The organism is Pelagerythrobacter aerophilus (assembly GCF_003581645.1).
Taxonomy (GTDB): Bacteria; Pseudomonadota; Alphaproteobacteria; order Sphingomonadales; family Sphingomonadaceae; genus Pelagerythrobacter; species Pelagerythrobacter aerophilus.
This window is the reverse complement of sequence record NZ_QXFK01000019.1, coordinates 151,357-175,603: the sequence shown is the minus strand read 5'-3', so window position 1 is coordinate 175,603 and position 24,247 is coordinate 151,357. Positions and strand designations below refer to the sequence as shown.

19 protein-coding genes are annotated in these 24,247 nt (G+C 66.5%); 4 read left to right on the top strand and 15 right to left on the bottom strand.

What is annotated here, in order from left to right:
• Positions 1-103: 103 nt before the first annotated feature.
• The 3 genes from D2V04_RS14610 (at position 104) to D2V04_RS14600 (ending at position 3,642) form a co-directional block, all read left to right on the top strand.
• The gene (locus D2V04_RS14610) at positions 104-1,606 is read left to right on the top strand and encodes an MFS transporter (protein ID WP_119514892.1); all 1,503 of its coding nucleotides are present in this window, start codon (positions 104-106) and stop codon (positions 1,604-1,606) included.
• Between the two features lie 91 nt (positions 1,607-1,697).
• Positions 1,698-2,825, top strand: a complete 1,128-nt coding sequence (locus tag D2V04_RS14605; protein ID WP_119514456.1) for an alcohol dehydrogenase catalytic domain-containing protein — start codon at positions 1,698-1,700, stop codon at positions 2,823-2,825.
• The gene (locus D2V04_RS14600) at positions 2,818-3,642 is read left to right on the top strand and encodes an alpha/beta hydrolase (RefSeq protein WP_228766469.1); all 825 of its coding nucleotides are present in this window, start codon (positions 2,818-2,820) and stop codon (positions 3,640-3,642) included. The genes D2V04_RS14605 and D2V04_RS14600 overlap by 8 nt, the downstream gene beginning before the upstream one ends.
• Positions 3,643-3,656: 14 nt before the next feature.
• Here D2V04_RS14600 and D2V04_RS14595 read toward each other — a convergent pair whose 3' ends face one another.
• The 8 genes from D2V04_RS14595 to D2V04_RS14560 all read right to left on the bottom strand — a co-directional run bounded on the left by D2V04_RS14595 (position 3,657) and on the right by D2V04_RS14560 (position 15,639).
• Positions 3,657-5,285, bottom strand: a complete 1,629-nt coding sequence (locus D2V04_RS14595; RefSeq protein WP_119514454.1) for a carboxylesterase/lipase family protein — start codon at positions 5,283-5,285, stop codon at positions 3,657-3,659.
• Positions 5,282-6,577 (bottom strand): PA domain-containing protein, encoded by a 1,296-nt coding sequence (locus D2V04_RS14590; RefSeq protein ID WP_119514453.1) that lies wholly within the window; start codon positions 6,575-6,577, stop codon positions 5,282-5,284. The genes D2V04_RS14595 and D2V04_RS14590 overlap by 4 nt, the downstream gene beginning before the upstream one ends.
• Positions 6,570-8,237 (bottom strand): MFS transporter, encoded by a 1,668-nt coding sequence (locus D2V04_RS14585; RefSeq protein WP_119514452.1) that lies wholly within the window; start codon positions 8,235-8,237, stop codon positions 6,570-6,572. Before D2V04_RS14585 ends, D2V04_RS14590 begins: the two co-directional genes overlap by 8 nt.
• Before the next feature lie 105 nt (positions 8,238-8,342).
• Positions 8,343-9,242, bottom strand: a complete 900-nt coding sequence (locus D2V04_RS14580; protein ID WP_119514891.1) for an SDR family NAD(P)-dependent oxidoreductase — start codon at positions 9,240-9,242, stop codon at positions 8,343-8,345.
• Between the two features lie 92 nt (positions 9,243-9,334).
• Positions 9,335-10,096 carry a TetR/AcrR family transcriptional regulator gene (locus tag D2V04_RS14575; RefSeq protein ID WP_119514451.1) on the bottom strand — a complete coding sequence of 254 codons (762 nt, stop codon included), beginning with the start codon at positions 10,094-10,096 and terminating at the stop codon, positions 9,335-9,337.
• Positions 10,093-11,655, bottom strand: a complete 1,563-nt coding sequence (locus D2V04_RS14570) for a long-chain-fatty-acid--CoA ligase (protein WP_119514889.1) — start codon at positions 11,653-11,655, stop codon at positions 10,093-10,095. The genes D2V04_RS14575 and D2V04_RS14570 overlap by 4 nt, the downstream gene beginning before the upstream one ends.
• Positions 11,652-13,328, bottom strand: coding sequence for a carboxylesterase/lipase family protein (locus tag D2V04_RS14565; RefSeq protein WP_119514890.1), 1,677 nt, complete (start codon positions 13,326-13,328; stop codon positions 11,652-11,654). Before D2V04_RS14565 ends, D2V04_RS14570 begins: the two co-directional genes overlap by 4 nt.
• Before the next feature lie 34 nt (positions 13,329-13,362).
• Complete coding sequence (locus D2V04_RS14560; protein WP_119514888.1) at positions 13,363-15,639, bottom strand: TonB-dependent receptor; 2,277 nt, start codon at positions 15,637-15,639, stop codon at positions 13,363-13,365.
• A gap of 72 nt (positions 15,640-15,711) precedes the next feature.
• On the opposite strand from D2V04_RS14560, the gene D2V04_RS18440 reads away from it, so the two are divergent.
• The gene (locus D2V04_RS18440; RefSeq protein ID WP_407672130.1) at positions 15,712-16,053 is read left to right on the top strand and encodes a DUF1289 domain-containing protein; all 342 of its coding nucleotides are present in this window, start codon (positions 15,712-15,714) and stop codon (positions 16,051-16,053) included.
• On the opposite strand, the gene D2V04_RS14550 is transcribed toward D2V04_RS18440, so the two are convergent.
• From D2V04_RS14550 to D2V04_RS14520, 7 genes are all read right to left on the bottom strand, one after another.
• Complete coding sequence (locus tag D2V04_RS14550) at positions 15,998-16,516, bottom strand: GDYXXLXY domain-containing protein (protein WP_182849769.1); 519 nt, start codon at positions 16,514-16,516, stop codon at positions 15,998-16,000. The two genes, D2V04_RS18440 and D2V04_RS14550, sit on opposite strands and share 56 nt — an antisense overlap.
• A complete protein-coding gene (locus D2V04_RS14545) occupies positions 16,513-17,664 on the bottom strand; it encodes a DUF2157 domain-containing protein (RefSeq protein WP_119514448.1) in 1,152 nt (383 codons plus the stop codon). Before D2V04_RS14545 ends, D2V04_RS14550 begins: the two co-directional genes overlap by 4 nt.
• 23 nt (positions 17,665-17,687) lie before the next feature.
• Positions 17,688-20,210 carry a DNA ligase D gene (ligD, locus tag D2V04_RS14540; RefSeq protein ID WP_119514447.1) on the bottom strand — a complete coding sequence of 841 codons (2,523 nt, stop codon included), beginning with the start codon at positions 20,208-20,210 and terminating at the stop codon, positions 17,688-17,690.
• Positions 20,197-20,691 carry an MgtC/SapB family protein gene (locus D2V04_RS14535; RefSeq protein WP_119514446.1) on the bottom strand — a complete coding sequence of 165 codons (495 nt, stop codon included), beginning with the start codon at positions 20,689-20,691 and terminating at the stop codon, positions 20,197-20,199. Before D2V04_RS14535 ends, ligD begins: the two co-directional genes overlap by 14 nt.
• Positions 20,691-21,557 carry a non-homologous end joining protein Ku gene (gene ku, locus D2V04_RS14530; protein ID WP_119514445.1) on the bottom strand — a complete coding sequence of 289 codons (867 nt, stop codon included), beginning with the start codon at positions 21,555-21,557 and terminating at the stop codon, positions 20,691-20,693. The genes D2V04_RS14535 and ku overlap by 1 nt, the downstream gene beginning before the upstream one ends.
• Positions 21,558-21,677: 120 nt before the next feature.
• Entirely contained in the window at positions 21,678-22,721 is a 1,044-nt protein-coding gene (locus D2V04_RS14525; RefSeq protein ID WP_119514444.1) for a substrate-binding domain-containing protein, read from the bottom strand.
• 80 nt (positions 22,722-22,801) lie between these two features.
• The gene (locus D2V04_RS14520; protein ID WP_119514443.1) at positions 22,802-24,154 is read right to left on the bottom strand and encodes an OprO/OprP family phosphate-selective porin; all 1,353 of its coding nucleotides are present in this window, start codon (positions 24,152-24,154) and stop codon (positions 22,802-22,804) included.
• Positions 24,155-24,247 lie beyond the last annotated feature (93 nt).

The following is a 24,247-nucleotide window of genomic DNA, read 5'->3' as shown; positions in this document are numbered from 1 at the left end:
GCCGCGATCTGAAGCGACTGACGGGAAAGGGCGGTGCGAGAGCGCCGCTCTTTCCCTATGGATTGTCCGATCCGGAATGCCGGACGGTTTTGAGGAGGCATGGATGGACAAGCCGAAGCTCGGCTTCTGGCAGCTCTGGAATATCTCGTTCGGCTTCTTCGGAATCCAGATCGGCTTTGCGCTGCAGGGCGCCAACGTCAGCCGGATATTCCAGACCCTCGGTGCCTCGATCGACGACTTGCCGATCCTGTGGATCGCGGGGCCCGTCACCGGCCTCCTCGTCCAGCCCGTCGTCGGCTATCTGAGCGACCGCACCTGGACCTGGCTCGGCCGCCGTCGACCCTATTTCCTCGCGGGAGCGATCCTCAGCACGGTGGCTCTTTTCTGGTTTCCGCACGCCGGCGCTCTATGGGTCGCGGCGGGGCTCCTGTGGCTGCTCGACGCTTCGATCAACATTTCGATGGAGCCCTTTCGGGCCTTCGTCGGCGACATGCTCGGGCGTGCGCAACGAACCGCCGGCTACGCGTTCCAGACCGTTTTCATCGGGGCCGGTGCGGTCGTCGCCTCGGTCGCGCCGATCGTCATCACCCAGTATCTCGGCGTCGCCAACACGGCGCCCGAAGGGGTGATCCCGCCATCGGTTCGCTACGCCTTCTACGCCGGCGGCGCGGCACTCTTTCTCGCCGTTCTATGGACCGTGGTTTCGACCAGGGAATATTCCCCCGACGATCTTGAGCGCCAGGGTGGCTATGAGCGCATCAGCGGCCCTGCGGGTCACGAGGATCTCACTGTGCCGCAAGGCGGCGTCTGGTGGCTGCTGGCCGGCATTCTGGTCTTCGCGCTGGTGGCCTGGTTCGATCTCGACAATCCGCTCTACATCCTCGGCGGCGGCCTCGCCGCGTTCGGGCTGGCGCAGATCGTCAGTGCGGCGAGAGTCCGGCGCCGCGCGAAGGTGGGGGCGTTGTCGGAGATTCTGAGCGATCTTCATGCGATGTCGCCGGTGATGAAGCGGCTTGCGGTGGTCCAGTTCTTCTCCTGGTTCGCTCTCTTCATCATGTGGATTTACGCGACGCCGGTGGTGACGCAGCACCAGTTCGGTGCCGCCGATCCGACCAGCCAGGCGTATAACGATGGGGCTGACTGGGTCGGCGTGCTGTTCGCGGTCTACAACGGCGTTGCCGCCCTCTACGCGTTCGTTCTGCCCTGGATCGCGGCGCGGCTTGGGCGGCCCGTCACGCACATGCTGAACCTCGCAGCAGGGGCGGCCGGCTATCTCTCGTTCTTGTTCATCAGCGACCCGGACCTGCTGATCGTCTCGATGATCGGCGTCGGGATCGCCTGGGCATCGATCCTGACCATGCCCTACGCGATCCTGTGCGACGCGCTGCCGCAGAACAAGCTCGGCATCTACATGGGGCTGTTCAACATCTTCATCGTGCTGCCGCAGCTGCTGGTCTCGACCGTGATGGGCAGCGTTTCGAGCGCGTTCTTCCCGGGAGCGCCGATCTGGTCCATGCCGATCGCCGCCGCGTTCATGCTGGCCGCGGCCGTCGTTGCCGCCGGCCTGCCGCGGCACACGGACCCTTATGGCGCCGGAGAGGTCTAGGCTGCCACGTTCGCGCGATGACAGTTTTCCGCCGCCATCGCGACAGGGTGCATGACTGACGGCGGGAGGCACCGCGGCTAGTCTCGCACCCATGCCGACACTGCCATCGCCTTCGCCGCGCACGGCCCTTGCCGCGATTGCGGACGGGGCGGGCGCTTTCGTTATCGAGCCCGTCGAAGTTCGCGCGCCGGTGCCGGACGAAGTGCGCGTGCGGCTGAAGGCTGCCGGCGTCTGTCATACCGATCACGCGTCGCTGCACTGGCCCGGCCCGCTCGTCATGGGCCACGAGGGCGCGGGCGTGATCGAGGCGGTGGGCGAGGCCGTGACGGATTTCGCGGTCGGCCAGCCGGTCCTGCTCAACTGGGCGATACCCTGCGGGCGCTGTGCGCAATGCGCTCGCGGCAATGCTCCGCTTTGCGAGCGGACGCTGGCGCGCGACGCGTCGCTGGGGACGAGTGCCGCCGGCTCCGGCCACACTCTCTGGAACGGCCGGCCGATCGAACGCTCGTTCAACCTCGGCACCTTTGCCGAATACACGCTCGTCCGGCCCGAGGCGCTGACCCCGCTGCCTCCGGAGCTTCCGCTGGCGCAGGCCTGCATCCTCGGATGCGGCGTGATGACGGGCGTGGGATCGGCGATCAACATCGCCGACGTACAGCCGGGCGAGAGCGTTGCCGTGGTCGGATGCGGCGGCGTCGGTCTCAGCGTGATCCAGGGCGCGCGCCTGGCCGGCGCGGGACGGATCATCGCGATCGACCTCCATCAGGCGAAGCTCGACCGCGCGCGGGAGCTCGGCGCCACCGATTGCATCGTCGCCTCGCGCGGCGATACGGACCATCAGGCGCTGATAAAGGCCGTGCTGGCTCTGACCGGCGGCCGCGGTGCCGACCATGCCTTCGAGGCGACCGGACAGGCCGCTCTGTCCTTCCTGCCGCTGCGCCTCGTGCGCGATGGCGGCAACGCGCTGCAGCTCAGCGGCTCGCACGGGGAGGTCACGGTTCCCATGCCGTGGTTCCAGTGGAACAAGCGCTACCTGACGCCGCTCTACGGCGGTTGCGTTCCGGATCGCGACTTGCCCCGGCTGATCGACTGGGCCCTGTCCGGTGCGCTCGAGCTCGCGTCGATGGTCGATGCGACCTATCGTCTGGAGGAGCTGCGAGCGGCGCTGGACGATATGCTCGCCGGCCGGACCACGAAGGGAGTTGTGCTGTTTGACTGAGCGGCCGCCTTTCCGAACGATCGAGTGTTCCGATTCCGCGCTGACGGAGCCGGGCTTCACTTTCGTGACCGTCTCCAGCCCGGCGCTCGGGCACCGCGCCGATATCACCTTCTATGCGCCGCCTGGTACGGAGGGCACCGCGGACCTGCCGATCGTTCTCCTGCTCCACGGCGTTTACGGCTCGCATTGGGCGTGGGCATTCAAGGGCGCGGCGCATCGCACCCTGGCGGATCTGGTCGCTTCAGGAGCGGTGCCTCCGATGGTACTCGCCATGCCGTCCGACAGACTGTGGCGCGACGGATCGGGCTATGTCCCGCACCGCGATCAGGACTTCGAGCACTGGATAGCGGACGAGGTTCCGCTGGCCACCCGAATGGCGGTACCCGCCTGCAGCGAACACTCGCCCACGCTGATCGCAGGGCTCAGCATGGGGGGCTTCGCGGCGCTTCGCCTCCTGGGCAAGTATCCCAGCCGCTTCCGTGCCGCGTCAGCGCTTTCGGCGATCACCGAGGCCAACCAACTCGACGCCCTCATGGCGCCCGGATCGCGCCGCGGCTGGAGCACGGACGCGGCGGATACCAGCGTTCTCGCCGCGCTTCGCAGTGCCTCGGCGCCGCTGCCGCCATTCCGCTTCGACTGCGGGCGGGACGACGATCTTCTCGCTGGCAATCGCGCCCTGCACGAGGCGCTTGAGGTTGCCGGCATCGCGCACGACTACGCCGAGTACGAAGGCGGCCACGACTGGCCCTACTGGCGCCGCCGTCTGGCGGACACGCTACTGTTCTTCGGCGAGGTGCTTCGCGGGTCGAAGGCCTGACGCCGCGGCGCTCGTCACCGCCGTTCGGGCGAGACATCGACTCCGGCGCTCAGAAACCATTGCCGGTCCGCACGCTTGCGGCGCTGGACGATCTCTTCGTGCAGTTCGAACATGCCGGGCAACGGGTCCGTGGCCTGATGCGCGCCGTGATCGAAGCGTATGTAGGCCTCGCCTTCGCCGTAGCCGGGCCATGCCGGTCCGTGATCGCTTCGCGGCGTTCCGGTGGCGGCGAAGGAAACCCAGTAGTCCATCATTGTCTGCGATAGTGCCGCGTCCGCCGGCCCGCTCGGAACCGGCCAGTTGGGCGGCAGATCCTCGCGTCGGAGCCGTCCGAACACGAAGGCCAGCTCGCCCGCGTGGAATGCGCACAAGTCTCTCGCGCGCGCTGCGGCATAGCAGTGGTCGAAGACGAAGAAGTAGGCGTTCTGCCCCTCAGCGGCCTGTTTGCGGACGATGCGCTCGGTTGCCCAGCCGTAAATCCCGTCGCGGGCCGTCGCCAGCATCGACTGGTCTATTCGGTCGGAGGGATAGAGCCGGAGGAACGCTGCAGCGAGATCGCCGTGCGCGGCCTTCGCCGCGTCCTCGTAAGCCTCAGCGCTTGTAGGGGCGGGCGGCAGGAGCGCGCGTTGGGCTCGTACCTCGCCGCTGTTGATCCCGGCAAGGACCGGCACTTTCGCCTGAGCCCCTCGATCGAACGCGTCGATGATCTGCATGGGCAGCACCTCGCCGTCGATCGTGCCTTGCGGCGAGAAACCCGCCTGCGCCGCGCGGTCGACGAACTGCTGGGCGTCCATCGCGCGGGCAGTCGGGAGATCGCGCAGGTCCAGCTTGTCGAATAGACGTTCGCCGGTCGTCTCGGCCGAAGGCATGCCGAACACCGGTTCCGCGAGCGCGGGGAAGGCCCGGGCATTGGCGCTCTGCACGATGGCCTTGTCGAACAGGCCGCGGGCGAGGGGCGAGACGAGCAGATAGCTTACGCTGAGTGCGCCGGCAGACTCACCCATCACCGTGACGTTGTCGGGATCGCCGCCGAAAGCCGCGACGTTCGCCCGGACCCAGCGCAGCGCGGCGATCTGGTCGAGCAGACCGTAGTTGCCCGACACGTGGCCGGAAGATTCGTCGCTGAGGGCGCGATGGGCCATCCACCCCAGCGCGCCGAGCCGGTAGTTGAGCGACACGAACACCGCGCCGCGCCGGGCGAAATTCGCCCCGTCGTACATCGGTGAGGCGCTGCTGCCGACGCGTAGCGAGCCGCCGTGAAGCCAGACGATTACGGGAGCCTTCCGCGCTCGCTCAGGCGCCCAGACGTTGAGTGTCAGGCAGTCTTCGGAGGTTCGGCGGAGCGGCTCGTAGTAGAGGCTGGAGGGCGGCAGCGCCGGCTGCGTGCACGCCGGGCCGAACTCCGGCGCGCTACGTACTCCGCTCCAGTTCGGAGCAGGACCGGGCGGCTTCCATCGCCGCTCGCCCACCGGCGGCGCGGCATAGGGAATGCCGCGATAGACCGCGAGCTCGCCCTCGCGCGTGCCGGCCAACTGCCCTTGCTCGATCGTCACTTGCGGGGCGCCCGCCTCGTCCGAGCCCGCCCAGGCGCCCGCCGGGAGCAGTGCGAACAACAGCGCCAGTGGCAGGCGAAGCGCTTTCATCGCACTGCAGAGGCCAGCAGATCGCGGAACGCCAGTGTCGTCTGCGCCACGGCTTCGGCTGAGACGCATCGTTCGTCGTCCTCGGCGACGTGGTGATAGCGGTGGACGCCGAACACGCCGGCGACCGGGCCGTAGCCTGCCGCCACGATGTTCGAGAGCTCGCCTGCGGTAATCTCCTCGGTCGAGTAAGGCGCTTCGAGTCCCGCAAGCCCCGCGAACCGCTTGCGGGCCGGAGCGACGAGTTCGGGGCTGACCGCGAGGAAGCGCTGCGAATCCGTGCCCGGGAGCGGCTTGCTCGCCCCGACCGTGTCGTGCCAGTCGCGCGCGGCGAGATTGGCACCGAGGTGCAGCCAGAAGGCGGTCTCCTCCGGCCGCGGCGCGACGCGGTGGATCAGCTCTTCCGCGCCGAGGTAGAGGTATTCGTGGCCGCTGTTGCAGACGAAGGCGAGATCGTGGTGCGGAAGGGCTTTGGCCGCCCAACGGGCGATGTGCAGCCACGCCGCGATCCCGCCCCCGCGCTCGCCTGCACAGGTGAACCAGCCCGAACGGGGCGTCGATACCACCACCCATTTCCCGCGGTCGCGATCAAGCCGTCCGACGAGATTGAACGCCTCGCGCCGTCCCTCTCGGCCCGTGAGCGTAAGCCGTGCCTCGCGCCCCTCCGCAGCAGCGGTGAAGAACGGCGCGGCATCGTCTGGGGCGAGCAGCGCAACGGGGCCGCCGTAGAGAGGCTTCCGCCCGTCGGTATTGAGCGCGATCACTTTGCCCGTCGGGCCATGGGTGACGATCACGCACGCCGCCGCCCCGGCGGCAAAGGCCGCATCGACCGGCGTCTTGACCCCCGGCCAGTTCATCGCCGACCAGCGGCCGAAGGGCAGGTCGACCAGCGCGATCGCGCCCCGCAGCGGCCGTGCCGCATACCCCGCAGAATCGACCCTGACGAGCGGCGCCGACAGTCCTCCGGCGGGCGTGGTGCGCACGATCGGCTGGGGCCAGACCGATGCCCGGGTGCTACCCGCCATCAGCTCGGCCGTCTCTGGCTCGAACCAGGGAACCGAGAACGTCTGCCGCTGCGTCGCGAAGCCGCTTGCGACCAGTTCCCGTTCCAGCCATTCGCCACAGGCGATGTCGCCGGCCCCGCCGGATTGCTTGTTGCCGAAACCGATATAGCGCGCGAGATCGTCTGCCACGGTCGCGGTGAGGGCCTCGTCCGACCGTGCAAGCGCCGGCACTGCCGCAAGCAGTGGCGCCGTCCCCGTAGCGGCCAGGAAGGCGCGCCGGGTGCTAGTCATCGATGTTCCGGCGGAAGGTCTCGGGCAGGAACAGGATACCGATCACGGCGGTCATGGCGCACACCAGCACCGGATACCACAGCCCGTAGTAAATATCGCCGGTGGCCGCGACCATCGCGAAGGCGGTGGTCGGCAGGAAGCCGCCGAACCAGCCGTTGCCGATGTGATAGGGCAGCGACATGGAGGTATAGCGCACGCGGCTGGGAAACAGCTCGACCAGCATCGCCGCTAGGGGGGCATAGGCGGCGGTCACCATCAGCATGATCGCGAGAATGATCGCGACGACGAGCGGACGGTTGATCTTGGCCGGATCGGCTTCGCTCGGATAGCCGGCGGCGAGCAGCTCTGCGCCGATGCGCTGCTCGAAAGCGCCGATCGCGGTTTTCAGTTCCGCGCCCGACAACGTGTCGGGGTCGGGCGCAACAACCACCGTATCGCCGATGCGGACCTCGGCGGTCGCGCCGGCCGATGCCTCGACATTATCGTAGTTGATGCCGTTCTTCGCCAGATAGGCCTTGGCGATATCGCAGCTCGTCTTGTCGAAAGTGTTGTTGCCGACCGGATCGAACTGGAACGAGCACGTGTCCTCGTGCGCGACGACGGTGACCGGCGCGTTGCGCACCGCGTCGGCAAGATCGGGATTGGCCGCGTGGGTCAGCGCCTTGAACAGAGGGAAGAATGTCAGCACCGCGAGCACGCAGGCGGTCATGATGATCTTCTTGCGGCCGATCTTGTCGCTCAGCCAGCCGAAGAAGACGAAAGTGGGCGTGGCCAGGATCAGCGCGATGACCAGCAGCACGTTCGACGTCGCCGGATCGACGTCGGCGATCCGTTCCAGATAGAACAGCGTGTAGAACTGCCCGGTATAGCCGATTACCCCTTGCCCCGCGGCCGCGCCGAACAGTGCGAGAAGCACGTACTTGAGGTTGCCCCAGCGCGCGAACGCCTCGGTCAGCGGCGCTTTCGAGGTCTTCCCTTCGTCCTTCATCTTCTGGAACACCGGGCTTTCGGCGAGTTGCAGGCGGATCCACAGCGAGATCGCGAGCAGGAAGATCGAGAGCAGGAACGGGATCCGCCAGCCCCAGTCGGCGAAGGCGTCCTCGCCCATCAGCGCGCGCAGGCCGATCACCAGCAGAAGCGCGGCGAACAGGCCGATCGTCGCCGTGGTCTGGATGAAGCTGGTGAAGAAGCCGCGTTTCCCTTTCGGCGCATGCTCGGCAACGTAGGTCGCCGCGCCGCCATACTCACCGCCGACGGCGAGGCCCTGAAGCAGCCGGAGGAAGACGAGGAGAACCGGCGCCGCGACGCCGATCGCGGCGTAGCTGGGCAGCAGGCCGACCGAGAAGGTCGAGAGACCCATGAGCACCATCGTCACGAGGAAGGTGTTCTTGCGCCCGACGAGGTCGCCGATCCGCCCGAAGACGACCGAGCCGAGCGGCCGGATCGCAAAGCCCGCGGCGAAGGCGGCGAGCGCGAGGATGAAGGCGGTGGTCTCGTTGACGCCGGAGAAGAACTGCGCGGAAATATAGCTCGCGAGCAGGCCGTAGAGGTAGAAGTCGAACCACTCGAACATCGTGCCGAGCGAGGATGCGACGATGACCTTCACCTCGCTCTGCTTGATGTCCTGTTCCGCTGCGGCGGACGTGCCCTGCGCACTCATGCGATCCTCTCCTCCATCCTTCGCCTGGCGGGTGTTTCCCGCTCTTCCGGCTGTTCGTTCGTCGCGGCGAGGGCCGCCAGCGGGCGGCCTCGCGGCGAGTGTGTTCTAGTGCGCCACTGCCACGGCGTCGCCGCCGCATCCCGCGCTGGCGATCTCGCGCTCGGCCTGGGTGAACCCGTAGGCGGGGACGATCTCCCTCGCGCGATCGGCGATACGACCCCATTCGTTCGCTACGCGCGCCGCCGCGTCGTCCGCGGCGCCAATCTGGACGCCCGCCGTGAGCGTGACGTTGGCAGCGGCAAAGTGACCCGCCCCCGCGCACAGGATCGCGCGAGTCGGCGCGTCCTCGCTCACCAGATGCACGAGCCCGGGGCTGACGAGGGCCGGATCGAGGCACGCGAGGGCGTCTTCCGACAGCACCCCGCCGGTCATCTGCGTCGCGGCTGTCGGCGCGAGACAGTTGACGCGGATGCCGTATTTCTCGCCCTCGATCGCGAGCGTCTGCATGAGGCCGACAAGCGCCATCTTGGCCGCGCCGTAGTTCGCCTGCCCGAAATTGCCGTAGAGACCCGACGAGGACGTGGTCATTACGATCCGGCCGTACTTCTGCTCTCGCATCGCTTCCCACACCGCCTTGGTGCAGATCGCGGCGCCCATCAGGTGGACGTCGACCACTAGCCGGAAATCGTCGAGATCCATCTTGGCGAAGCTGCGGTCGCGCAGGATGCCGGCGTTGTTGACCAGAATGTCGATGCGGCCCCAGGGGTCCAGCGTATCCGCCACCATCGCAGCGACAGCGGCCTCGTCTGTCACCGAGCCGGCGAACGCCATGGCCTCGCCGCCTGCGTCAAGGATTTCCTGCACCACGGCATCGGCGGCGTCGCGATCGAGGTCGTTGACGACGACTTTCGCGCCCTGGCGAGCGAACTCGAGCGCATGGCAACGGCCCAGCCCGCCGCCCGATCCGGTGACGATGGCAACGCGGTCCTGCAGCTTTGCACCGATGGTCAACGCGTTCTCCTCCCTTTCTTATTAACTCTCACGCGAGTTAATAACGTGGTCATGCTTCCGTGGGAAGTCTTTTTGCGCCGCCGCGTTCAGTCGGCGGCGCTTCCCGTGTTCTTCGGCGTGCAAATGGCGTTGAAGCCGGCGGCCATGAACGTCGCCATGCGCTCCTTCACCGCGACGAAGTCCTCCGAATTGCAGAGCCCGCCCGAAAGCTTGTCGATGCGTCCCGTGCGCGCGAGCGTCAGCATCAGCGCGCCGGTGACGAAGTGGTAGCCCCAGAACACGTCGACCTTGTCGGCTTCGGGCAGGGCGCGGTTGATGATGTCGATCAGCCGCAGCACGACCGGATCGAAATGCTCGTCCATCATTTCCGCGCCCCATTGCGGGGTATTGGCGACCTGCGAGGCGAGGGCGCCGTAATTGCGCCAGCCTTCGCCGCCGTTGATGTAGAGGTCGAGGTCGGTGTCGAGGAACGTGTGCAGTGCACCTTCGACCGTCAGATTGCCCGCGTTTGCGCGCTCGTAGTCGTCGAGCGCCTTCATCCGGCGCTCGTTGGTCACCGCCGCCCGGCGCGCGAAGACCGCGTCGAACAGCTTCTGCTTGTCGTCGAAATAGTAGTTGAGCAGCGTGTGATGCACGCCGACCCGCTTGGCGACGTCCTTCAGGGTCACACCGTAGAGGCCGTGACGCGAGAAGAGGTATTCGGCCGCGTCGAGGATCTGCTCGGTTGTTTCCGCCCTGCGTTCCGCCTTGGATTGCGGTTTACTTCGCGGTTTTCTGGCTGCCGGCAAGTTTGCGCCCCCTTCAGGTCTGGCCGCGTACGCGGCCGCAAGATCGACGTGGTCGGTCATGCCCTGCTATATTCGGTTCTCAAGCGCAACTTGTCGATCTTGCCGGTCGCGGCGAGCGGCATCCGCGGCAGGCGGACCACTTCGTCGGGGATCCACCAGTTGGCGACCTGCCCCCGCAAGGGGGAGACGAGGTCGTCGTCGCTCAAGCTTGCATCCTCGCGCAGTTCGACCAGCAGCAACGGTCGCTCGCCCCATTTGGGATCGCTTCGCCCGATCACCGCAGCCAGCGCCACGTCGGGCAGGGCGGCGACCAGCGCTTCGATCTCCGCCGGATTGATCCACTCGCCGCCCGATTTGATCAGATCCTTCGAACGCCCGGTGATCTGAAGATTGCCCTGCTCGTCGATCGCCGCGAGATCGCCGGTGCAGAACCAGCCGCTTCGCGTCGCAGGCTCGCGCTCGCCGAAGTAACGTTCCACCACCGAGGGCCCGCGCACCCACAGGTGCCCTTCGGCGCCGCGCTGTTCCGCCAGCGGCTCGCCGGTGTGATCGGTCAGCAGGAGATCCATGCCCTGCGCGGGCTTGCCCGACAGCGCCGGATTGCGCTCCGGAGCGCCGGGCGTGGTGGCGGTGCCCAGCGGGGAGATCTCGGTCATGCCCCAGGTGGTCTGCACCTCGACGCCGCGCGCCTCGATCCGCGCCATCAGCGCCGGCGGCATGGGCGCGCCGCCGACCATGACCCGCTTGAGCGACGGCACCTCGGCGCCTGTCTCGTCCAGGTGATCGAACAGGCCCAGCCAGACGGTCGGAACGCCGACGGCGATCGTCACGCCTTCGTCGGCGATCAACCGTGCGAGGCTCGCTCCGTCGGCATGCCGCCCGGGCAGGACCAGCTTGGCACCGGTGGCCGGCGCGGCGAAGGGCAGGCCCCAGGCGCTGGCGTGGAACATCGGCACGACCGGCATGACCACATCGCGCGAGGTTATCCCGGCGACGTCCGCCTGCAACTGCCGCAGCGTGTGAAGATAGTTGCCGCGGTGGGTATAGGTGACGCCCTTGGGTGCGCCGGTCGTGCCCGAGGTGAAGCACAGGCCGCACGGCGCGTTCTCGTCGAATCCGCCCCAGACCGCGTCCTCATGCGCAGTTTCCAGCGCGTCTTCGAGCGGGCGTCCAAGGTCCGCCGCTTCCCCATCGATCACGAGCACGTGGTGCAGGCTCGGGGCGTGGTGCACGATTTCGCTCGCGAGGGGAGCGAGGTCGGCACTGGCGATCAGGATCGCTGCTTCGGACTGTCCCACCATCCACGCAAGCTGCTCGGCCGTCAGGCGCGGATTGAGCGTGTGGCAGACCGCGCCCATACCCATGATCGCATACCAGCTTTCGAGATGCGCCTGCGTGTTCCAGGCCAGCGTCGCGATCCGATCCCCGCGCCGCGCGCCAAGCTGCGCGAGCACGGCCGAGACGCGATTCGCGCGTCGCCTGAGTTCGGCGTAGCCGATCCGGCGCGTCGAGCCGTGGTCGAGTGCGGTCACGACCTCTGTGGCCGGATGCCACTTCGCAGCGTGGTCGAGGAACTTGTCGAGGGTAAGGGCGAAATCCTGCATCGCGCCGTCTGTCATCGGCATTGCGGCGCCTTTGCCGGCAGCGGTGGAGAGATCACACCCACATTCCAGTTCCATTGCTGATCGCCTGCGGCGCGGCGGCGGCAGACGGTTTCCTCGTAAAGTTCGTAGCGATCGCCCAGCACGTCGTTCACGACGAACGGTTTGCGATCGAACACCATGTAGGCCTCATCGTCGCCGAACCTCGGCCAGCCGGGCCGGCCTTCCGCGTGGGGCACTCCGCTCCGCGCGAACGATATCCAGTAATCGACCATCGCGTCGGACAGCGTGCGCTGCTCCTCGGTCCGCGGGATGCGCGGCCAGTTGTCCGTGGTTTCCCAGATCGTGCCGAACATGAACGGTATCTCGGAGGCGTGGAACGCGTGGAGCCCCGCTTCGTCGGCCGCCGGGTAGCCGTGATCGAACAGATAGAGATAGGCCGGCGCGCCGATCGCTGCCTGCTTCCGCCCGATCCGCTCGGCGGTCCAGCCGTAGAGAGCGTCGCGCGTGGCGGCGAGCATGCTCTCGTCGATCGTGTCGGAGGGGTAGATTGCCAGGAAGCGGTCGGCGAGATCGCCATAGGCAGCGCGCACTTTCGCCTCGTACTCCTCGGCATCGGCCGGTGCCGGCGGCAGCAGGCGGCGCAGCGAGCGGATTTCGCCGCTGTTGAATCCCGCCAGCACGGGCACGGGCGCCTGTTCGCCGCGGTCGAAGCTCTCGGCGATCTGGTGGGGGATGACCTTGCCGTCGACCGTGCCCCAGGTCGGGTATCCCGCAGCGGTCGCTTTCGCGACGAGTTCGCGCGGACCGAGCGCGCGCAAGTCGGCAAGATCGTCTGCCTCGAGCTTCTCCTCCAGCCAGAGACCGAGCGATTCCGCCGATGGATGACCGTGCTCCGCCTCCTTCAACGCCGGGGTGGAGATCATGTACGAGCTTTGCATGACCGCCTTGTCGAACAGCTCGCGTGCGAGCGGCGAGGTCATCAGGTACATGACGCTGAGCGCCCCGGCGGATTCCCCGGCGATCGTCACATTGTCGGGATCGCCGCCGAAGGCCGCGATGTTGCGCTCGATCCAGCGCAGCGCCTCGATCTGGTCGAGAAAGCCGTAGTTGCCCGAGATGTCCTGCTCGGACTCGGCGCTCAGCTCAGGATGCGCAAGGAAACCGAGTACGCCCAGGCGATAGTTGAGCGAAACGACGACCACGCCCTCTTCGGCCAGATGCGCGCCGTCGTACATGCCGAAGCTGCTTGCCCCGGCGACCAGTGCGCCGCCGTGAATCCACACCAGGACCGGTGCGTTCGCCGCGTCGTCTGGCGCCCAGACGTTGAGGGTGAGGCAATCTTCGCTCATCTTGCCGAGTTCCTCGGCGTAGATGTTGTTGGCGGCCCCGCGCGCTTCGGGCTGGAAGCAGGGCGGGCCGAACGCCCTCGCATCCCGCACGCCTTCCCAATGCGCCTTTGCGACCGGCGGTTGCCAGCGCCGCTCCCCTACCGGGGCTTCGGCGTAGGGGATACCGCGGAAGATCGCGATCCCATCCTCCTGCGTGCCGCGAACGATACCCGCCTCCGCCCTGACCACCGGCGGCTCTCCGGCCTGGGCCGATGCCGCCAGCACCGTGCCGGCAACCCCCGCCAGCACGCCGGCCGCGCGCGTCAGAGCCGCTCTCGCCCGGATGCGAGCCGCGATCATGCCTGCACCTCTCGTCTGTTCCTCGTGCATACGATCAGAAATCGATGCCGAGTCGAACGCCGAAGGTGCGGGGCCGCAGCCTCGCGTATCGTGCGTCGAGGAACGCTTCGGGATGGACGTAAGTGATCGCGTTGTTGTCGAACACGTTCTCGACATAGGCAGTCAGCGAGACCTGGCCGAGATCGGCACCGGCGACGAAGTTGGCCACGGTGTAAGCCTCGGTGAAATCGTAGGTCGGATTGATCACGTCGGGCTGGCCGGCGACGTTCGGGAACAGCCCGGGGAATTTGCCGACATGTGCGACATTCCCCGAGACGAACGCGTCGGCGTTTGCGCCCAGCGCGAAGTCGTAACGAACGGTGGCCGAACCCTGGAAGTGCGGCGAGGCGAGCTGGATGCCTTCTTCTGCGCCGGACATCGCAGCTTCGGCGGGGGTCAGTTCGGTCACCTCCGAATCGTTGAACGAGCCGTTCAGCGAGAAGCTGAGGCCGCGGACGGGGCGTGCGGCGAGTTCGAACTCGATGCCCTTGCTCACCGCCGCGCCGATGTTGGTCGCGAACTGGACCTGATCGGAGAGGCGGTTGGCCTGCACCTGAATGTCGCGCCAGTCGATGTAGTAGAGCGCGACCGCGGCCGTCAGTTTGCCGCCGAGCCAATTGCCCTTGAGCCCAACCTCGTAGTTGGTGAGGCTATCCGAATCCGCGCCATCGGGAATGATGATGTCGGTCGGATCGGCAACGCTTCCCAAACCTGCGCGAGCATTCACGACGGGTGAGCGGAAGCCGGTGGCGATGGTGGCATAGGCAGTCAGCGATTCCGACGGCTTGTACGATGCGCTGGCCTTGTAGGAGACCTTGTTCGCCTTGACTTTGAGCCCTTCGGCCGGGGCAATCGGCACGACAGTGATGGGCACGTCCTCCACACCGCCGAGCGCCAGTGCGAGATAGTTGCTGTTGTAGCCCCAGTCCTCGGTGAACGACTGGACTTCGGTGGTCGTGTAGCGGAGCCCGCCAGTCAGCCAGAAATTGTCGGAGAAGCGGTAGGTCAGCTCGCCGAACCCTGCCATCTCCGTCTGGTTGGTGTGTCCGCCGAAGCGCTGGTAGTACTCGTCATCGAGCCCCGTCAGGCCGCGCTCTTCGAGGAATTCGATCGACGAGCGGTAGTTGTAATCCACGTCGCGCCGCTTGTCGTAGAAGAAGCCGCCGACGATCCAGTCGAACCGGCCTCCGCCCGCCGAGGCGAGACGCACTTCCTGCACGAAGATGTCGTCGTAGGCCAGGGCGTCGAGTGCGAAGGGAATGGTCTGGGCAAATGTGCCCGCGAGATCGACGATGAAGGTCTGGTCGAAGGTGGAAAGGGTCGACGAACTGGTGAGGTTCGCGAAGCCGAGATCGTAGTCGAGCGTGAAGTTGTAGCTCGTCAGCTTCGCATGAAACAGGTCCGGCCCCTCGCTGAGACGCACGAACTCACCGCGATCCGGGTTCACCAGCCCTGAGTCGCGCGGCTTGCTGTTCTCGTGCATCACCATTGCGCGCATCGAGAGACGGTCGGTCGGGTCCCATTGCAGCATGGCGCGTCCGCCGGCCGACTCCAGCGTATTCGCGTTGTCCCGCCCGGTGCCGATATTATCGACCCAACCGTCTTCGTGCCGGTAGAAACCGACCGCGCGGAAGGCGAGCTTGTCCTCGACCAGCGGGACGTTGATCATCCCGTTGTAGCGTTTGCGGAACGAGTCATTGCCGGTCAGGCCGTAGTCGACCAGCAGCTTGCCTTCGAACTGGCTGGCATCGGGGCTCTTGGTCAGGATGCGTACCGCGCCGGCGAGCGAGTTGGAGCCGAACAGCGTGCCCTGCGGGCCGCGCAGGAATTCGACCCGCTCGACATCGAACAGGGTAGGATCGAGGATCGTCGAGTTGCCGTTGGCAGAGATCGGCAGTTCGTCGATGTAGATCGCGACGGTGCCCTGCAGGTTCGCGCCGTAGCCGTTGGTGGCGATGCCGCGCGCGGTGAAGTTGTTGAAGTTGGCAGTCGGCTTGTTGACGACGACGCCCGGCGTCTCGCGCGCGAGCCCTTCGTAGCCGACGATGCCTTTCTCCGTTAGCTCTTCCTGCTGGTAGGCGGTAACGCTGAGCGGGACGTCCTGCAGGCTCTGCTCGCGCCGGGTCGCGGTGACGATGATGACGCCGCTGTCGGTATTCTCTTCGGCGGCTGGCGCCGACGCCTCCTGGTCCGCGGTGTCCTGTGCAAAGGCCACGCCGGGCAAACCCGCAACCGCCACCGCCGACGCGGAAGCAAACAGCCATCCCTTCATCATCACTCTCCCGTCCTGTCGCACCCTTCACGAGGTGCTTGTGTGGCGCGCAAACTATCTCCGAACGGCCCGATGTCAATATTCACTATCGTGAGTGTGAATAAAAAAGGTGACGTGCTCGGTGGTGTACGGAAGGCGGGGCCGGCGCAGCGAGAAACCCTTTGCAATCGCGCCTCCGCTCCGCGATCGCGCACCGCAATGGTCGACGAGATTCTCTCTCCCTGCCGCAATGTCTGCCGCGTCTCCGCAGCAGGCGACCTGTGCGAAGGGTGTGGGCGAACGCTGGAAGAAATCGGCCGCTGGGCGGCGGCAAGCGACGCGGAAAAGCGGCGGATCGTCTCAGCCGCGCGCGAGCGGCTTAGGGAGTCGGTTCGACCGGAATCCCGGCATCGGCCGGGCGAGGGCGGAACGTGATATCGAGCGGAGTCAGGTGCCCATCCTCGCGCACGCGGATGCGGACCACGCCCTGCAGCTTGGGATCCGCGAGCTGGCGCTGAAGCTCCGCAGCGCGTTCCTGCGAGACGTAGAGGCGGCCGCTCGCCAGTCCGCCTTCGGGATCGTTCCAGCCGCCGCTCGCCCGGACGGAATGCACGCAGGCTTCCTCTTCCGGTAGATGCACGCGCGTCAGATTGGGCGCGCGCCCCTCGAGGCACAGCATCCGCTCGCCGGAGAGGTCGGCCGACCCGCCTTCGAGACCCGGCCAATCGTAGGTGTAGATCACGTAATGGCCGCGCAGCAGGTCGCGCGGATCGTAGCCGCCGATCGGGACGAGCCATTCGGTGCCCCGCTGCGCCGCTCGGTGCGTCGTAGCCCAGCTCGTGGCGAGGCCGGCGAGCGGGAGCGCCAGCGCCAGGGTCAGAGCGAGTCGGCGTTTCATGGCGCGGTCTCCTCGGGCGGAGCAAGCCGGCGCGAGACCCGCACCGCGATCCATGCCACCGCGAGGATCAGCAGCCCGGCAGCGATCAGCCCTGCGCCGCTGGTCAGCAGATCGCTAGCCAGTTCGAAGCTGAGGATCACCAGACGCACGGCGATCACGGCGACGGCGAGCTGGAAGATCCGCCGCCACCCCGCCTGGAGCGCAGCGAACGCGACGCCGACCCACAGCGCCATGAACAGGATCGCGCCGCCGAGCATGCTTCCGTCGACGAGATGCGCCGCGAGCAGCACGAGCGCCGCCCCGCCGATGACGCAGCCGGCGGCACGTCCCGAGGTGCTGCGGCGGGCAGCGATTACCAGAGCGGCTGCGCCAAGGCCGATGGCAGCCTGCACGATCTGCGTCCCGAGCGCGAGGAAACGCTCCGTCTCGCCGTCGAAGTCGTCGAGCCCGCTTGCGGTCGCGATCAGCGAGGCACAGCCCAGCGCGTAGGCGAAGCCGAGCTGCTCAAGGCGCCGCCAGAAGTCCGTCCGCCTGCCGCGCCCGCGCATCCACGCGCCCAGCGGGGCGAGCAGCACGGGCAGGGCGGTCGCAATTCCTATGACGAGCCCGGGACGCTGCCCCCGGTCGAGGCCGAATAGCGGCCGCGTCGGGTCGGCGAAATCCCAGCAGGCGTAGACGAGCACGACGGCGAGCAAGGCGGCGGCAAGCCAGCTCGATCCGCGCAGCAGGACCACCGGCGCGAACAGCGCAAGCCACAGAGCAAGCGGCTGCCACAGGGGCGAGCTCGTCTGATAGACCTGACCCAGATGCCCGAAGAAGGTGAGCCCAAGCACCGCGAACACGAACAGCAGGGCCTCATGCGCCCAGGGCCGTTCGGAAAGCAGCACCCCGCCCCGCCACCAGAGCGCCGCGGCCAACAGGGCGAGCAGCGCGAAATGGGCCGCGAGCCGCACCGTTCCCGGTATCGCCTCCCAGTTGGCGGCAACGACCGAGACGAGGCCCAGACCGATCGCCAGCGCGCCGATCCCAACCACCGCCCACAGCGCGAGAGGCCGCGAATGTTCCGCTTCGTAGGCGCGGATCGACGCCGTGGTTCCAGCATCAATCAGCCCGGCCTCCTGCCAGGCGGCGAGTTTGCGTTCGATCATCCGGAAGCGACGCTACTTCGAGCTCAGATATCGGGCAAGCGCTGTTCGGCGAAACCCCAGCCGGCGAGCGCCTTCGATTCCGCCCGCTTGTGCAGCGCCTTGGCGTCGGAGATCGAGAACGGCTGCGCATTCGCGAAGTCGTCCAGTTCCTTCCAGGAGATCGGCACGGCGACCGGTGCACCCGCCCGCGCGCGGGCGGAATAGGGCACGACTGCGGTGCTGCCCCGCTGGTTGCGCAGATAGTCGATGAAGATCTTCCCCTTGCGCTTGGCCTTGCTCATCGTTGCGACGAAGCGCTCGGGTTCGGCCATGCTCAACGCCTCGGCGAAGCGCTTGGAGAAGTCCTTGTGCTCATCCCACGAATGGCCGGGGGTGAGGGGGACCACGACGTGCACCCCTTTGCCGCCCGAAAGCATGGCGAAGCTCGTGAGGCCGAGGTCGGCGAGCTTCTTGCGAATGTCCTTGGCAGCCTGCTTGACGTCGCCGAAATCGAGCCCTTCGTCCGGGTCGAGATCGAACACCATTCGGTCGGGTTGCTCTACCTCGGTGCTGCGCGCGCCCCAGCCGTGAAACTCTATCGTGCCCATCTGCACGCAGGCGAGCAGGCCCGCGGCATCTTCGACATAGAGATAATCCTCGGTCCCCCCCTTCTTTTCGGCGATCGGCACGTGATGAACGTGCGGTCCGAACGAGCCGGAATCGTGCTTCTGGAAAAAGCACTTCCGTGCCCGCCCCTGTGGGCAGCGGACCAGGCTGACCGGGCGGAACGCCGCGAAGGGGAGCATCAGCGGCGCGATGTCGGCGTAGTAGTCGGCGAGGTCGCCCTTGGTCTGGCCACCATCGGGGAAGATCACCCGGTTGCGGCTGGAGATCTTCACCGCGTCCGCCACGTCCTCCTGCGGAGCCTCGTCCGGTTCCTCCGGCGTCACCTCCTCGGCGGGCTTGTCGCTTCGCAGGCCGAGGAAGCTCGCATGGCGCACGTTCCCTTCGGCGGTGAATTCGGCGAAGGCGATCTCCGCGACCAGTTCGGGCTTGAGCCAGGTGACCCCGCGCGCCGACACCCTGTCGACTTCGGCGGCCGCTTTCTTGCGCTCCAGCCGCGCCATTTTCTGCGCCAGATCGGCCAACGCGTCCTGGTTGAAGCCAGTGCCGACATTGCCCTTGTAGACGAGTTCGCCGTCTTCATGCTGCGCCAGCAGGAGCGAAGAGAAGGGCCGCGCCTTGGCGCTCGACTTCTTCCAGCCGATGATCACGAATTCCTGCCGCAGCGTGCACTTGACCTTGACCCAGTTTCGCGTCCGCGTGCTGCGATAGGGGGAGTCCACCGCCTTCGAGATGATCCCCTCCTGCTTCGCCTGGCACATGGCGCGGTAGAGCTTCTCGCCCGCGCCAATCACGTGGTCGGCGACATGGATCGGCGGCTGGGCGTTCCTGAGCAGCGCCTCCAGCCGCTCCTTGCGCTCGATGTTCGGGAGTTTGGCGAGGTTCTCTCCCTCGACTTCGAGCAAGTCGAATGCGTGGAAGGTCAGCGCATCGCCCTCCCCTTGCGAGCCGTGCCCGCGCTTGAGGACTTTCTGAAGCGACGAGAAATCGGGATTGCCGTCCTTCCCGTAGGCGACGATCTCGCCGTCGATCAGGCATGACGGAAGGTCCAGCGCTGCGAAGTGCGCGACCAGCGGGGCGAACTTCTCGCTCCAGTCCTTGCCGCTGCGGGTATAGACGCGCACGTCCTCCCCCGCCGCGGCGATCAGCGCGCGGTAGCCGTCGAACTTGATCTCGTGCATCCAGCCGTTGCCGGTCGGCACCGCATCGACCAGCGTGGCGAGCTGGGGCGGACGGAACTTCGGCGGCTTTTCGGCAGCGGCCTTGCGCCTGGGCTTGGCCTTGCGGGCGTTGTGCTTGGCTGCCTTCTCCATCTCGCTGGCGAAGGCCTTGCCCTTCTTCCCCTTCAGCGAGTGCTCGCTTTTCACATCGGCGGCGATCTCCGCCATGGATCGGCCGGTGAGGACGCTGGTCAATTCCCGCTCGACCAGCGGATCGCCTTCCTCGGCATATTCGTCGGCCACCTTGCGCAGCAGCCAGTTCTCGCGCTTCTCCCCGGGCCGTTTCTTCATGCGCACGAGCAGCCATTCGCCGTTCATGCGCTCGCCCCGAAGCGTGAAGTGAAGATGGCCCTTGTCGATGTCCTTCCAGCTCTTGCCCTCGACGGGCGCCCAGGTGCCCCGATCCCACAGCATGACCGTGCCGCCGCCATATTCGCCCTTGGGGATCGTGCCTTCGAATTCGGCATAGGACATCGGGTGGTCCTCGGTCCGGACCGCCAGACGTTTGATGTCGGGGTCGGGCGAGGGCCCCTTGGTCACCGCCCAGGACTTGAGCACGCCGTCCGCCTCCAGCCGGAAATCCCAGTGAAGCCGCGTGGCGTCGTGCTTCTGGACGATGAAGCGGTTGCCGCCGGTGCTGCTCTCGCGCTTGCCCGCAGGTTCCGCCGTGCGGGCGAAATCCCGCTTGCGGTTGTATTCGGTGAGCGGATCACGCTTCGCCATCGCGCGGCTCCCGTTTCCTGCCGAGCACACGGCCGTCGTCCTTGTCCTCGACCAGCCGCAGCAGCGTGAGCAGGAGGAGGCTGACGATCGCGGCGACCACTACCAGCGGCCACTGGGCCGCGCCGCAGGCGATGCCGATCACCGCGGCCACCCACAGGTGGGCGGCCGTGGTCAGATTATGGACCTGCCCTCTACTGAACACGATCAGGCCGGCCCCGATGATGCCCACAAAGGCGCCGGTGGCCTCGAATATGCGCAGCGGGTCCATCCTGGTACCGTCGAGCTGGCCGTAGAGTGCGATGATCGAGACGGTCATCGCCGCTGCGGCGAAGCAGATCAGCGCATGTGTGCGCATGCCGGCCTCGTGGCCGCGCAGTTCGCGGTCGAGGCCGAGGAGAATGCCGAGAATCGCGGCCGCGCCCAGGCGCGACAGCAGATCCCAATCCATCCAGTGGATCAGAACGGGGTCGTTGAGCTCCATCAAGCGCGCTTCCTCGCCTTGGAGCTGGAGGATTTCTTGGCTGAAGCTTTCTTCGATGAACTCTCTGCCGCCGGCTTGTCTTCCTTCACCGACTTCTTGAGCGCGGCCATCAGATCGATGACGTTGGACTTGCCGGACGGCGCCGGTTCCTCGACATCTTCCAGTACCTTCTTGCCCTTCGCCTTGGCCTTCTTGTCGATCAGCTTGCGGATCGCATCGACGTAGCGATCGCGGAACTCGCCCGCGTCGAAGGGCGCGCTCTTCTTGTCGATCAGCGTGCCCGCAAGCTCGAGCATCTCCTTGTCGGGCTTGCTGTCGGGAATGTCCTTGAAATAGGTCTGCGCGCGGCGGACCTCGTCCTCGTAACGCAGCGTTTCGAGCACGATGCCCTTGCCGCAGGGCTTGAGGCTGACGAGCGTCTCGCGTCCCCGCACCGACAATTGCCCGAGCGCAACTTTCTTCTTCTGCCGCAATGCCTCTCGCAGAACGACGAAGGCTTCCTCGGCGAGCTCGTCCTGTGGCACGACGAAATAGGGCTTCTCGAAGTAGAACACGTCGATCTCGTCCGCATCGACGAACTGGACCAGTTCCAGCGTCTTGCGGCTCTCGATCTTGACCGCCTCGATCTCGTCTTCCTCAAGCAGGACATAGTTCCCTTTCGAGATCTCGTAGCCCTTGACGATGTCGTCGCGGTCTATCGGACCAAGGCCCTGCACGACTTTCTCGTACTTGATCGGCTTTCCGCTCGGTTCATGGATCTGGCGGAAGGATATCGAGGCACCGCTCTTGGTCGCGGCGTAGACTTCGACGGGTATCGAGACCAGCGCCAGCCTGATCTGCCCCTGCCAATAGGCGCGTGCCGCCATCGTTCTTGTCCCCTTTCGCGCCGATTCAGCGCTTGGCGCGGGGATTCGTTTCCGGGCATGCGAAAAGGGCGCCGTCTCCGGAGAGACGGCGCCCCTACTTTGGCGCCGGTGAAACCGGGGTTATTCGAACTCGTCGCCGGTCATCGCGGTGTGCTGCGTCGCCGCTTCGAGGTTCCTGGCCATGGCGTCGCTGGGCGAAGGGACCAGACCGATCTTCGCGAGCGGGCCGTCCTTGCCCCAGCTACGGGTCCACTCGGCGATGAATTCCTTCAGGCCGGGAATCGCGTCGAGATGCGCCTTCTTGACGTAGACGTAGAGCGGGCGCGCACCCGGATACTCGAAGCTCGAGATGTTCTCGTAAGTCGGTTCGACTCCGTTCATCGGCAGGCCCTGGACCTTGCCCGCGTTCTCTTCGAGATAGGAGTAACCGAATACGCCGACCGCCTTGGGATTGTTGCCGATCTTCTGGACGATCAGGTTGTCCTGCTCGCCCTGGTCGACATAGGCGCCGTCCGAACGGACTTCGGTGCAGATCTGGGTGTGACGATCCTCGTCGCTTTCCTTGAGCTGGTCCATCGCCGGATTGGCGTCGCAGCCGACCTCGAGCACCAGTTCCTTGAGCGCGTCGCGCGTGCCCGAGGTGGACGGCGGGCCATAGACCAGGATCGGCTCGGCCGGCAGCGAGGGGTCGACGTCGGCCCAGGTCTTCGCCGTCTGCTCTTCGCCGTAAGGCTGCGCGGCGAGCGCCTTGTAGACGATCTCGGGCGTCAGGTTCATCACGATGCCGCCCTGCGCGGAGGCGAAGGCGATCCCGTCGAGGCCGACCTGCAGCTCGATCACGTCTTCCACGCCGTTCGCCTGGCAGGTTTCGAACTCGCTCTTCTTCATCCGGCGCGAGGCATTGGCGATATCGGGCGTCGTCGGCCCCACGCCCGCGCAGAACAGCGCGATGCCGCCGCCGGTGCCCGTCGATTCGATCAGCGGCGATTTGAAGTCCGGGTTCGAGCGGGCGAAGTTTTCCGCGACCACCTTGGCGAACGGATAGACGGTCGAAGAGCCGACGGCGCGGATCGAGTCGCGCGTGCCCCCGGCACCCGGTGCGTCGCAGGCGGAAAGCGAAAGCGCCGCCGCGGCGGCAAGGCATAAAGAGATGGTGGTACGCATAGTCTTACCCCTCGGGTTTCAGGATCGCATCGCCGATATGGGCGATCTGTGACAAGTGCATGACAAGCAAGGTCACGTGCTCAGAAATCGATCTGCGCGCGCACGCCGAAGGCGTCGACGCCGTACGACGTATCGCCGCCCGCGGCAGGGATGGTCGCATTGTCATACTGCATGCGGCCGTAGTTCATCATCAACCGTGTATAGTCGGTCGGCGTCCAGACCAGCGAGACGGCATAGCCGTTCTGCGTTCCGCCGACGATTCCGGCATCGGTGAGGTCGAGATAGTCGTAGCGCAGGTTCACCTGCACCGCGCCGAAGCCGCCCTCGCCGACCGGATTGGCCGGCTTCACGCGGTCGAACGTGCCGCGCTTGTAGCCGCGCGTGTCCCCTTCGGTGAGGAACATGCCGACTTCGGCATAGCCGCCGAAGAACGTCGGGTCCGCCAGCGCGCCGGGCCGGTTTGCCTTCTGCCAGAAACCCTCGGCCGCAGCGTGGAAGGGGCCGGCGATGGCGGCGGTTTCCAGCCCCAGGCCGAGTTCGCTCGCCGCGCCGAATTCGTCGGTGTCGATGAAGCGATCGTCGGTGAAGTGGAGAAATGGTCGCTGGCGGTAACGCAGCGTCGTTCCGGCTTCGTAGTCGGCGTAGTGAACCGAGCCGCCGAGATGAAGCTGCGTTCCGCCCAGCTTCGGCATGAAGACCGCGCGCCCGTCCGCGCTCCAGTTCTCGTTCGACAGGTCGTCCACGTTGTCGCTGAACAGGCCGCCCTGGACCAACCAGTCGCGGCCCGCATATTGCGCCGAGAGACCGACGCGCCGCTCGAACCCGAAGGCATCGGTGAAGGCGGCGCGTTCCATCGTGGAGATGAAACGGCTGCTGGTCAGCTCCTCCAGACCCTGGAAACCGTTGTGCTGCCCGGCGGAGATCGTCAGCCCGCCGGTGCCGTAGGTGAGGATTGCGTCCGAGAGCTCGACTTCGTTGCCTGCGAAGTCGGCTTCGAACTTGTAGCCGAAGCCGCCGGGCATATCGCCCTCGACACCCAGACGCGCGCGGCGGATCTCGTTGCCGAAGCCGTCGTCGGCCCCGGTCGAATCCGGCGCGCCGATCACGCCGGCATCGATCTGCAGGCGGCCGCGCGGCTTGAAGCTCCAACCACTTTCGGTTTCGATCACGGGCGCACCCTTCCAGGTGATCCTGGTTTCATCGCCGCGCTCCGTTTCCAGCGGCGCTGCCGCGGGTGGGGCCGATTCGGCGGGTTCCGCCTCTGCCGCGGCCAGATCCGCTTCGAGCGCGGCGATACGCGCGGCCATGCGCGCCATCTCCGCCCGCATCGCGGCTAGTTCGTTCTGCATGGCGGCATCGTGGTCTTGCGCCATGGCGGGCGCGGCGGTGCCGATCGCTATCGCCAGTGCGGAAACGCGAAGCGCGTGTTTCATTTGGGTTACCTGTAGCTGACAGTTGTTCGACTGATGGATGACGCCGCTATGCCGTTTGTGTGACAGGCCAATGACAGTGCTCTGTGAATGCGT